This window comes from Streptomyces sp. NPDC050164 (assembly GCF_044459945.1).
Classification (GTDB): domain Bacteria; phylum Actinomycetota; class Actinomycetes; order Streptomycetales; family Streptomycetaceae; genus Streptomyces; species Streptomyces coeruleorubidus_A.
In genome coordinates this window covers 25,599-37,823 of the sequence record NZ_JBITJK010000019.1, presented here as the reverse complement: position 1 = coordinate 37,823, position 12,225 = coordinate 25,599, and the positions used below count along the sequence as shown (strand labels likewise).

6 protein-coding genes are annotated in these 12,225 nt (G+C 70.9%); all 6 read right to left on the bottom strand.

Annotated elements, in window-relative coordinates:
- Positions 1–184 precede the first annotated feature (184 nt).
- Entirely contained in the window at positions 185–3,391 is a 3,207-nt protein-coding gene (tmk, locus tag ACIBNA_RS24195) for a dTMP kinase (protein WP_399167221.1), read from the bottom strand.
- Positions 3,392–3,591: 200 nt separating this feature from the next.
- Entirely contained in the window at positions 3,592–6,423 is a 2,832-nt protein-coding gene (gene topA, locus ACIBNA_RS24190; protein ID WP_399167220.1) for a type I DNA topoisomerase, read from the bottom strand.
- A 246-nt stretch (positions 6,424–6,669) separates the two neighbouring features.
- A complete protein-coding gene (locus tag ACIBNA_RS24185; RefSeq protein WP_399167219.1) occupies positions 6,670–6,867 on the bottom strand; it encodes a hypothetical protein in 198 nt (65 codons plus the stop codon).
- 280 nt (positions 6,868–7,147) lie between these two features.
- Positions 7,148–8,677: a methyltransferase gene (locus ACIBNA_RS24180; RefSeq protein WP_399167218.1), complete on the bottom strand. Its 1,530-nt coding sequence runs from the start codon at positions 8,675–8,677 to the stop codon at positions 7,148–7,150.
- A 163-nt stretch (positions 8,678–8,840) separates the two neighbouring features.
- Entirely contained in the window at positions 8,841–9,422 is a 582-nt protein-coding gene (locus tag ACIBNA_RS24175; protein ID WP_399167217.1) for a small secreted protein, read from the bottom strand.
- Positions 9,423–9,616: 194 nt separating this feature from the next.
- Positions 9,617–12,022 (bottom strand): sodium-translocating pyrophosphatase, encoded by a 2,406-nt coding sequence (locus ACIBNA_RS24170; protein ID WP_399167216.1) that lies wholly within the window; start codon positions 12,020–12,022, stop codon positions 9,617–9,619.
- Between the last annotated feature and the right edge of the window lie 203 nt (positions 12,023–12,225).

The following is a 12,225-nucleotide window of genomic DNA, read 5'->3' as shown; positions in this document are numbered from 1 at the left end:
TCACGCCGCCCTTTCGTCACGTTCCACGGTGTGAGATCCATTGTGGGGGTGACCACTGACAACGCCTGCCGCCGCCTGATCTCGCGGCCCGCCACCTGATCTCGCGGGCCGCCACCTGATCCCGCCGGTGCGGCTCGGCCCGTCTCCCGCGTCGGCCCGGGCCCCTGCCGGACCGCCGAAGGCCTCAGCGGCCCCGGCCGCCCTTCCCCCGGCGTCCCCGCCCGTCGTCCGGCTCGTCCTCGTGCGGTCCGAGCAGCTCGTCCGCCAGCGAGGGCAGGTCGTCCAGCGGCGTCTCCTCGGCCCAGTCGGACCGCTGGCGGGGCCTGCCCTCGGCGTCGACCTGGGGCAGCTCCCGCGTACGGTCCTCGGTGCCGTCGGGCCGGGCGGCCGGGGTGTCCTCACGGAAGTACCCGGGCGGAACCCGGTCCACCGGTTCGTCCCGTACGGGTGGCAGCACGGCCGTCTCGTCGGCGTCCCCCGGCCGGACCGGAGGCAGTACGGCCGTCTCGTCGCCCGCCCCGGAGGGCACCTGGGGCAGCACCTCGGTCTCGTCCCCCGCACCCGGCGCAGCCGGCGGCTTGGGCAGCTCGGCCGTCACCTCGGCGTCGGACCCGCCGGAGGTCCGGCCCCGGCCCTGCTCCTCGTCCCGCACGGGGCGCAGCACGGTCGTGTCGTCCGCGGCGCCGCCCGGCTTCACCACGGGCGTGGGCACCGTCGCCGCCTCCTGGGCGGCCGTCGGACCGGAGGGACCCCGCGGGGCGGAGCTCTTCGGCCCGGCCTCAGCGGCAGCGGCCGCCGCCTCCGCCAGACGCCGCGCCTCCTCGGCGCGCAGCAGGGCCTCCTCGGCCTTGCGCTGCTTCTCCAAGCGGAGCGCCTCGGCCTCGGCACGCAGCCGGGCCTCTTCCTCGGCCTGCTGGCGTCGGCGTTCCTCCTCTGCCTTGCGCCGGGCCTCCTCCTCGGCGCGGGCCTTCTCCTCCGCGAGGAGCCGTGCCCGCTCCTCCTCGGCCTTCTTGCGTGCTTCCTCGGCCCGGCGCCGGGCCTCCTCCGCCTGCCGTTCGGCCTCGCGGCGCTGCGCCTCTTCCAGCTCGCGCCGCTTGCGCTCCTCCTCCTCGGCACGCAGCCGGGCGAGCTGCTCCTGGCGCTCACGCTCCAGGCGCTCCTCCTCAGCCTTGCGGGCAGCCTCTTCCTCGGCCTTCCGGCGGGCCTCCTCCTCGGCCTTCTTCCGAGCCTCCTCCTGCGCCTTGATCTCGGCCTCGGACAGCGGCAGCACCTGGTCGAGCCGGTGCCGGATGACGGTCGTGACGGCCTCGGGCTCCTGGCCGGCGTCCACCACCAGGTACCGCCCGGCGTCGGCCGCGGCCAGGGTCAGGAAACCGGACCGCACGCGGGCGTGGAACTCGGCCGGCTCCGACTCCAGCCGGTCCGGCGCCTCGGTGAACCGCTCGCGGGCGGTCTCCGGCGCGACGTCCAGCAGGACGGTCAGATGCGGCACGAGTCCGTTCGTGGCCCAGCGGTTGATCCGGGCGATCTCGGTCGGCGACAGGTCACGGCCCGCCCCCTGGTAGGCCACGGACGAGTCGATGTACCGGTCGGAGATGACGACCGCGCCGCGCTCCAGGGCGGGCCGTACGACGGTGTCGATGTGCTCCGCCCGGTCGGCCGCGTACAGCAGGGCCTCGGCGCGGTGCGACAGACCCTCGCTCGACACGTCCAGCAGGATCGACCGCAGCCGCTTGCCCACGGGCGTCGCCCCCGGCTCGCGCGTCAGCACGACCTCGTGGCCCTTGCCGCGGATCCACTCGGCGAGCGCCTCGGCCTGCGTGGACTTCCCGGCGCCGTCGCCGCCCTCCAGGGCGATGAAGAAACCGGAGGCGGCGGGCGCCTGCTCCGGGTCGTCGCCGCGGAGCAGCGCGTCGCGCAGGTCCTGGCGCAGCGGCACTCCGGAACGGTCGTCGACCTTGGCCAGGACCAGCGCGGCCAACGGCAGCAGCAGGGCGCCGGCCAGCATCAGAGTGAAGGCCGCGCCGCCGTGCGCGAAGACGAACTTGCCGCTCTCCAGCCGGTGCGGCCCGATCCCCGCCGCCACCAGCGGGGCGATCACCGCGCCGAGCGCCACACAGACGCGCACGACCGCGTGCAGGTGCTCCGTCGTACGGGGCCGCCGGTACTCCTCGGTCTCCTGGTCGAGCAGGGTGTGCCCGATGTTGGCGGACATGCCCGCGCCGACGCCGGCCAGCGCCAGGATCAGCAGCACGCTGGTGACGTCCGGGACCAGTCCGGCGGCCAGCAGCGCGACACCGGTGAAGGCGATGGCCAGCGAGAGCAGCCGGCGGCGCGACAGGGCGGGCAGCAGCGAGGGCGCCGTACGGATGCCGACGACGACACCGCCGGTCAGCGCGCCCACGAACAGTCCGTACAGCACCGGGCCGCCGCCCAGGTCCTTGGCGTGCAGCACGGCCACGGCGACGGCGGCGGACACCGCGGCGGCGACGGCCGCGCAGGCCAGCACCAGCAGCGGCAGCACGCCGGTGCGGCCCTTGTCGGCGCCGGCGGTGGTCTTCGGGCGGCGCAGCCCCTCGAGCGGCGACCGCGCGCGGGGGGTGCGCGTGCCGGGCAGCTCCAGGAAGGTCAGCACGGACAGGGAGGCGGCGAACAGCCCTGCCGCCACGTAGGAGGCGAGGGCCGCCTGGTGCTGGGCGAACCAGTCGATGCCGACGCCCAGCAGGTTGTTGAACAGGGACGCGACGACGAGGGCGACGGCCGCGAGCGGGATCGAGACGAAGCCGGTGCGCAGCGACAGGCGGCGCAGGGCGTCCATGTGGTCGGGCAGCGGCCGGACCGTCGCGCCTTCCGGCGGCGGGGGCGGCAGCAGCGCGGGGGCCGCGCTCTCGCGGCACACCGTCCACAACCGCTCGGCAACTCCCGTCACGAAGGCCGTGACGAGGAGGACGGCCAGCGCGTCCTCGGGCATCCAGTCGATCCACAGCGGGGCGACGATGAGCAGCGCCGCGCGCAGTCCGTCCGCGCCCACCATGGTCCAGCGGCGGTCCAGCGGGCCGTCCTGGGAGGTGAGCGCGGTGAGCGGGCCGAGGAGCACGGCGCCGAACAGGAGCGTCGCCAGGATGCGCACCCCGAAAACGGTCGCCACTGCGAACGCCACGCCGCGGTAGCCGCCCCCGAACGAGCCCTCGGCGATGGCCGCTTGGAGAGCGAGGACGACCAGCACGAGAAGGGCGAGGGTGTCGCCCACGCCGCCCACGAGCTGTGCGCTCCACAACCGCTTCAACTGCGGACGTCGCAGCAGGGCGCGGACGGCACGCTCGCGGGAGTCCGCGACCAGGGCGTCGTCGGGGGCCGGCTGAGAGGCCGTTGGATGCTCGGCTCGCGTCATGCATTCAGCCTATCGGGAGCCACCGACACCCTGGGATGCCCGGCCTGGCATGCGCACGCCCCGACACCGAAGTGTTGCCGGGGCGTTCGCTTTCCGAACCCTGGGCGAAGATCCGGACCTTGGCGGTCCGGATACCGGACGGTTCCCGGACGGACCCCGAGCGATTTCCGCGCGGATCCCGGACGGGCCCTGAACGGGCCTCAGTCCTCCGCCGGCTCCGAGGCGGTCGCCGTCTTGGCGGCCGTCTTCTTCGCGGTGGTGGTCTTCTTCGCCGTCGTCTTCTTCGCGGTCGTGGTCTTCTTCGCCGCGGTCTTCTTGGCCGCAGTCGTCTTCTTCGCCGGAGCCTTCTTGGCCGCCTTCTTCGCGGTCTTCTTCGCCGGCGCCTTCGCGCGCTTCTCGGCGAGCAGCTCGAAGCCGCGCTCCGGGGTGATCGTCTCGACGCTGTCGCCGGAGCGCAGGGTCGCGTTGGTCTCCCCGTCGGTGACGTACGGCCCGAAGCGGCCGTCCTTGACGACGACCGGCTTCTCGCTCACCGGGTCGGTGCCCAGCTCCTTCAGCGGCGGCTTGGCGGCCGCCCGGCCACGCTGCTTCGGCTGGGCGTAGATCGCCAGCGCCTCCTCCAGCGTGATCGTGAAGAGCTGCTCCTCGGACTGGAGCGAGCGCGAGTCCGTCCCCTTCTTCAGGTACGGGCCGTAGCGGCCGTTCTGCGCGGTGATCTCCTGGCCCTCGGCGTCGGTGCCGACGACACGCGGCAGCGACATGAGCTTCAGGGCGTCGTCGAGGGTCACCGTGTCCAGGGACATCGACTTGAACAGGGACGCCGTGCGCGGCTTGACCGCGTTCTTGCCCGTCTTCGGGGTGCCCTCGGGGAGGATCTCCGTCACGTACGGGCCGTAGCGGCCGTCCTTGGCGACGATCGTGTGGCCGGTGGCCGGGTCCGTGCCCAGCTCGTAGTCGCCGCTCGGCTTGGCGAGCAGCTCCTCGGCGAGGTCGACGGTCAGCTCGTCCGGCGCCAGGTCGTCCGGGATGTCGGCGCGCTGGTGCTGCTCGGTGTCCTTCTCGCCGCGCTCGATGTACGGCCCGTAGCGGCCGACCCGCAGCACGATGTCGTTGCCCACGGGGAACGACGACACCTCGCGCGCGTCGATCGCGCCCAGGTCGGTCACCAGCTCCTTGAGGCCGCCGAGGTGGTCCCCGTCGCCGTTGCCGGCGTCGGCGGCGCTGCCGTTGGTCGCGCCCTCGCCGAAGTAGAAGCGCCTGAGCCACGGCACGGCCTGTGCCTCACCGCGGGCGATGCGGTCGAGGTCGTCCTCCATCTTGGCGGTGAAGTCGTAGTCGACGAGCCGCCCGAAGTGCTTCTCCAGGAGGTTGACCACGGCGAAGGACAGGAAGGACGGCACCAGGGCCGTGCCCTTCTTGAACACGTAGCCGCGGTCCAGGATCGTGCCGATGATCGACGCGTACGTCGACGGGCGGCCGATCTCGCGCTCTTCCAGCTCCTTGACCAGGGAGGCCTCGGTGTAGCGGGCCGGGGGCTTCGTGGCGTGCCCGTCGACCGTGATCTCCTCGGCGCTCAGGGCGTCGCCCTCGGAGACCTGGGGCAGGCGGCGCTCGCGGTCGTCGAGCTCGGCATTCGGGTCGTCGGCGCCTTCGACGTACGCCTTGAGGAAGCCGTGGAAGGTGATCGTCTTGCCGGACGCGCTGAACTCGACGTCCCGGCCGTCGGCCGCCGTGCCGCCGATCTTCACCGTGACGCTGTTGCCGGTCGCGTCCTTCATCTGGGAGGCGACGGTCCGCTTCCAGATCAGCTCGTACAGCTTGAACTGGTCGCCGGTCAGTCCGGTCTCGGCGGGAGTACGGAAACGATCACCCGAGGGCCGGATCGCCTCGTGGGCCTCCTGCGCGTTCTTGACCTTCCCGGCGTACGTCCTCGGCTGCGGCGGCAGATAGTCGGCGCCGTACAGCTGCGTGACCTGGGCGCGGGCAGCGGCGACCGCTGTGTCGCTCAGGGTCGTGGAGTCCGTACGCATGTAGGTGATGTAGCCGTTCTCGTACAGCTTCTGCGCGATCTGCATCGTCGCCTTCGCGCCGAAGCCGAGCTTGCGGCTGGCCTCCTGCTGCAGCGTCGTCGTACGGAACGGGGCGTACGGCGAGCGGCGGTACGGCTTGGACTCTACGGACCGGACCGCGAAGCTCGTGTTCTCCAGGGCGGCGGCCAGGGCGCGGGCGTTCGCCTCGTCGAGGTGGAGGGTGTTCGCGCTCTTCAGTTGTCCCAGGGAGTCGAAGTCGCGGCCCTGCGCGACCCGCCTGCCGTCGACGGTCTGCAGGCGCGCGACCAGCGACGACGGGTCCGACTGGTCTCCCGCGCGACCGGTCGCGAAGGTGCCCGTCAGGTCCCAGTACTCAGCCGAACGAAAGGCGATGCGCTCGCGTTCCCGCTCCACGACGAGCCGGGTGGCGACCGACTGGACACGGCCCGCGGACAGCCGAGGCATGACCTTCTTCCACAGGACCGGCGAGACCTCGTAGCCGTAGAGACGGTCGAGGATGCGGCGGGTCTCCTGGGCGTCGACGAGCTTCTGGTTGAGCTGGCGCGGGTTGGCCACGGCGGCCTGGATCGCGGCCTTGGTGATCTCGTGGAAGACCATCCGCTTGACCGGGACCTTGGGCTTGAGCACCTCCTGGAGGTGCCAGGCGATGGCCTCGCCCTCGCGGTCCTCATCGGTGGCCAGGAAGAGCTCGTCGGAGTCCTTCAGCAGGTCCTTGAGCTTCTTGACCTGTGCCTTCTTATCGGCGTTGACCACATAGATCGGCTGGAAGTCGTGTTCGACGTCCACACCGAGTCGACGGACCTCGCCGGTGTACTTCTCGGGCACCTCGGCAGCGCCGTTGGGAAGGTCGCGGATGTGCCCGACGCTCGCCTCGACTACGTAGCCGGGGCCCAGGTAGCCCTTGATCGTCTTCGCCTTGGCAGGCGACTCGACGATGACGAGTCGGCGGCCGCCCTGTGCGGTCTCGCTGGTCGGGGACAACTTCGCTCTTCTCTCCGGTCGACGCTGGGGCCTCCCCAGGGTTCGTCTCCCGGGGTCGGGTCGTGGTGACGCTGCGGAGTGTGACGGTACATCCCGCCCCCGTGTCAAACGGGAAAAGCCCGCAACGGCCACTCGAACGGTAACCCGACTACCACCATTCCTGCCGCCCGGAGTACCTGGAGCAAGCCCGGCCCTATGCGGAGGGCAACCTCTCAGTTACCCACAGGCGCGTCGCCGACACGGGCTTCAGAGGCGGGTGAAGCACCAGGTTCCGACCGCCAGGGCGAGCACCGCGACCACGCTCGCGAGGGCCGCCGACGCGACGGGGCTCACGCCCTGGGCGACGGGCTGGTGCTGGCGCACGCGTGTCACGGTCCATGCCAGCAGTGCGCCTCCGAACAGGGAGAACACCACTCCCGCGAAGATCGCCGGTTCGCTCTCCATGGCTCGCCGCGCCCCTTTTCTCCCGTCCGCGTCTGTCCAGCCACCGGAGGCTGACACGCGTGGGCGGCGGGCAGGCGAACCGCAGGTGAACGCCGGGGCGACACGGCCTCGGATCGGGGACGTCCGGCCCCTCACGGACCGTTTTGGACGAGGTGTTCAAATCGACTCGAAATTTATTGGCGCGCTTCCTCGACGAGGGCCGTGAGGGGTGGGCATGGGGCGCGGGGTATGAGGAGTGGCAGGTGGGGCATCCACTCGGCAGGCCCCCCTGTCGAGTCCCTCAGCGGACCGGCTCCAGGAACCCCTGCTCGACGAGCAGCCGGATCTGCGCCGGAGTGCGGTCGCGCAGCAGCACCGGGTCCTCGCCGATCAGCTGGGCGATGGCGTCGAGGATGCGGCCGGCGCTCATCGTGCCGTCGCACACGCCCGCGAAGCCCGCGCCCACCGTGTCCACGCGGGTGGCCCGGCGCATGCCGCGGTTCTGGCGCAGCACGACATGCTCGGGGTCTTCCGCGCCGGGCAGTCCGACCTGTTCCTGCACGACCTCGGCGCCGAGCCGGAAGTGTTCTTCGAGCAGCGCGGCGTCGTCGTGGTCGCGCAGGTAGTCGAGCCGGTCGAAGTGGGCCCGGATGGTGTCCCCGAGCGGCTGCTCGACCGGATGCGGCCACTCCTCCACCGTGACGGAGGGCACGGCGGCGCCCGACCTGCGCAGGGTGATCCAGCCGAAGCCGACGGCCCTCACCTTGCGCGCCTCGAACTCGTCGAGCCAGGCGTCGTACCGCGCCTGGTACTCCGCCACGTCCTCGCGGTGGTCGCCCGCGTCCCGCAGCCACAGCTCGGCGTACTGGTTGACGTCCTGCACCTCGCGCTGCACGATCCACGCGTCACAGCCCCGAGGCACCCATGACCTGAGCCGCTCCTGCCAGTCCTCCCCTTCCACGTGCTGCCAGTTGGCGAGGAACTGCGCGAACCCGCCCTCGCTCAGCCGCTCCCCTGCCTCCTGAACGAGCATGCGGCACAGATCGTCCCCGCCCATCCCGCCGTCACGGTAGGTGAGCCGGGCGCCGGGAGAGATCACGAACGGCGGGTTCGAGACGATCAGGTCGTACTTCTCGTCGTCCCGCACCGGTTCGAAGAGGGAGCCCTCGCGCAGCTCGGCGGCCGGGGTGCCGGACAGTGCCAGCGTGAGGGCGGTGATGTGCAGCGAGCGCGGGTTGAGGTCGGTGGCCGTCACGCGCGTGGCGTGCTGCGCGGCGTGCAGCGCCTGGATGCCGGAGCCGGTGCCGAGGTCGAGCGCGGCGGCGACGGGCGTACGGACCGTGATGCCGGCGAGTGTCATGGAGGCGCCGCCGACTCCCAGGACGACTCCCTCGTCACGCCGGCCGATCCCGCCGGCGCCACCGACCGCGCAGCCCAGGTCCGACACGATGAACCAGTCCTCGCCGCCGGGCCCGCCGTACGGCCGTACGTCCACGGTGGCGGCGAGCTCGTCGCCGCCGACGCGTGTCATCCAGCCGCTCTCCAGGCACGCGTCGACGGGCAGAACGTCCGCCACGCGCGCGTGCGGCACGGGCTGCTGGAGAAGGAACAGCCGGACGAGCAACTCCAGCGGCGTGTCCCCGCGGGTCGCACGGAGCGCGGGCACGGTCTCACTCCGGGCCAGGGCCGCGTACGCGGGGGCGCCGAGCAGTTCGAGCAGCCCGTCGGCGGTGAACGAGGCTCCGAGCAGGGCGTCCCGGAGCCGGGCGGCGACATCGAGGCGGCCGGAGGAGGGCAGCGGGGACAGGGGTGACTGGCTGGAGTTACTCACGCCCCCATTGTGGCCGCCGACACCGGTATCGCACGCGCCCGTGCCGGGTATCGGGCGCGGCTCAGCGGGCCGGCCCGGCAGTCGTATCGGGCGCGGCTCACCGGACCGGCCCGGCAGTCACTGCCGGCTCAGCAGTCCCGCCGGCCCCGAAAACGCTCCTCGCTCAGCTCTGGGTCGCCGGCGCCGTGGCCGCCTTGCAGCTGGTCTGCCGGGCCATCGCCTGGCCGACCTCGCCCTCCTCCAGGGTCCGGAGCGCGTCGTTCCCGCTCTTGCCCAGCTTGTCGAGCTCGGTGGCGATGTCCTTGAGGCCGTCCGCGAACTTGCCTTGGTCCTTGGTGTCGAGCGCGTCGACCTGCTTCTTCAGGGAGGCGTACGAGGAGGAGATCGCGTTGAGCTCCTTGACGGCGTCCTGCTGCTTCTTCTCGCCGTTCTCGACGTCCGGCGCCCCGGCCTTGGTCACCGCGGCCCCGATGGCCTTGTAGGCGTCGGACATGTCTTGGAAGGCCTTTGCGTCGGTCTTCTGGACCTCCTCCGGCTTGCTGCTGTCCGAGGTTTCCTTCTGGATCGAGGCATTGGCCGACTCGATCTTCTTGGCCTGCGGCTGTACGGCGTCGCAGACCTGCTTGGCCCAGGAGTCCAGCTTCTCGTTGTCGTCGCCGCCGCATCCCGACAGCGCCAGTACCAGTACCGCACCGCCGGACAGTGCGGCCGCGAGCTTCTTGTTCACCGGTTTGGTCCCTTCCATGGCTCTCGGCCCCGGAACATACACGCCAGATGCACGGCAACCGCACGCCGAACGTCTATTAAGACCTTTTTGTAACCTTTTGCACCAAGCGAGAGAAGCCTCACGGCATGGTGGTGTCCACGCACAGAGCGGGCGGGCGACGCGTCAACGCGCGCCGCCCGCCCGCACCTTGAGCTGGGACTTGGACGACCTCCCTACGAAACGACCGCCGGGTCCGCCGACTTGGGCTCCCGTTCGGCGTTGTCTTCGTCACCTACGGCGATGCCGCGCCGCTTTGACACGTACACCGCGCCGACGATGACGACGAACGCGAGGGCCGCGATCAGGATCCGCACTCCGAGGCTCTGGTCCGGGCCGTAGGAGAACTTGATCACCGCGGGCGCGATGAGCAGCGACACCAGGTTCATGACCTTCAGCAGCGGGTTGATCGCGGGGCCGGCGGTGTCCTTGAAGGGGTCGCCGACGGTGTCACCGATCACGGTCGCCGCGTGGGCCTCACTGCCCTTGCCTCCGTGGTGGCCGTCCTCGACGAGCTTCTTGGCGTTGTCCCAGGCGCCACCGGAGTTGGCCAGGAACACCGCCATCAGCGTGCCCGCGCCGATCGCGCCCGCCAGGAACGCGCCCAGCGGCCCGACACCGAGGGTGAACCCGATGAAGACGGGCGCCAGCACGGCGAGCAGGCCGGGTGTGGCGAGCTCGCGCAGGGCGTCCCTGGTGCAGATGTCGACGACCTTTCCGTACTCCGGTTTCTCGCTGTAGTCCATGATCCCGGGCTTCTCGCGGAACTGCCGCCGCACCTCGAAGACCACGGAACCCGCCGATCGCGACACGGCGTTGATCGCCAGCCCCGAGAAGAGGAAGACGACCGCCGCGCCCGCGACGAGACCCACGAGGTTGTTGGGCTGCGAGATGTCCATCATCAGGCTCATCGGCGCGCCGGCCCCGGACAACTGCTCGCCCACGTCCCGCGCGCCGGTGATGATCGCGTCGCGGTACGAACCGAACAGCGCCGCTGCCGCGAGCACGGCCGTGGCGATCGCGATGCCCTTGGTGATCGCCTTGGTGGTGTTGCCGACCGCGTCCAGGTCGGTGAGCACCTGCGCGCCCGCGCCCTCGACGTCGCCGGACATCTCCGCGATGCCCTGCGCGTTGTCGGAGACGGGTCCGAAGGTGTCCATCGCGACGATCACACCGACCGTGGTGAGCAGGCCGGTGCCGGCCAGCGCCACCGCGAACAGCGCCAGCGTGATCGACGTACCGCCGAGCAGGAACGCCCCGTAGACGCCGAGGCCGATCAACAGGGCGGTGTAGACGGCGGATTCGAGACCCACGGAGATACCGGCGAGGACGACGGTGGCCGGGCCGGTGAGCGAGGTCTTGCCGATGTCCCGGACGGGACGCCGGGTGGTCTCGGTGAAGTAGCCGGTCAGTTGCTGGATCAGCGCGGCGAGCACGATGCCGATGGCCACCGCGACGAGCGCGAGGATCCGCGGATCGCCGTCCTTGCCGGTGATCGCCGCGTCCGTCACGCCGTCGAGGTCCGAGTACTTCCCGGGCAGGTAGACGAAGACGGCCACGGCCACCAGCACGAGCGAGATCACCGCGGAGATGAAGAACCCGCGGTTGATGGCGCTCATGCCGCTGCGGTCGGCCCGCCTCGGCGCCACCGCGAAGATGCCGATCATCGCGGTGATCACACCGATCGCCGGCACGAGCAGCGGGAAGCCGAGACCGGCGTCACCGAAGGCCGCCGAGCCCAGGATCAGCGCGGCGACCAGGGTCACGGCGTACGACTCGAAGAGGTCGGCCGCCATGCCCGCGCAGTCGCCGACGTTGTCGCCCACGTTGTCGGCGATGGTCGCGGCATTGCGCGGGTCGTCCTCCGGAATGCCCTGTTCGACCTTGCCGACCAGGTCGGCGCCGACGTCGGCGGCCTTGGTGAAGATGCCACCCCCGACACGCATGAACATCGCGATCAGCGCGGCCCCGAGGCCGAAGCCCTCGAGCACCTTCGGCGCGTCGGCCGCGTACACCAGCACCACGCAGGAGGCGCCCAGCAGGCCGAGACCCACCGTGAACATGCCGACGACGCCGCCCGTGCGAAATGCGATCTTCATCGCTTTGTGCGAGACGGTGGTGAGATCTTTTTCCGGCTCTCCTGCCGCCGGTGTCGCTTCACGCGCCGCCGCCGCGACACGCACATTACTGCGCACGGCGAGCCACATGCCGATATAGCCGGTGGCCGCCGAGAACGCCGCTCCGATCAGGAAGAACACCGACCGACCGGCACGCTGATTCCAGTCGTCCGCGGGCAGCAGCATGAGCAGGAAGAACACGACCACGGCGAATACGCCGAGCGTGCGCAGCTGGCGTGCCAGATAGGCGTTCGCGCCTTCCTGGATCGCCACCGCGATCTTCTTCATGCTGTCGGTGCCCTCGCCGGCCGCGAGTACCTGGCGTACCAGGACGCCCGCGACCACGAGCGCCGCCAGCGCGACGACCGCGATGACCACGACGAGAACGCGGTTGCCATCGGTCAGTACGGCGGCTGCGAGGTCTGTGGGATGGCCCGACTGTGGTGAGTTGAAAAGCCCCGCCATTCGTCCTCCTTGACGCTTGGGCTGAGCTCAAGATGTGGACGGGATTGTAGGTACCGGAACCTGATCAAAACAGAGCGCGATAAGCGGAATTGGCCTTCTGAGGTAATGCCCTGAAAGCATTCTCGGACTGCCGTGGAGCATGTGAATGATCGTGAACGAATTCACGCGATGAACGGCACAGGAACTACTGTAAAGGCGAGCAC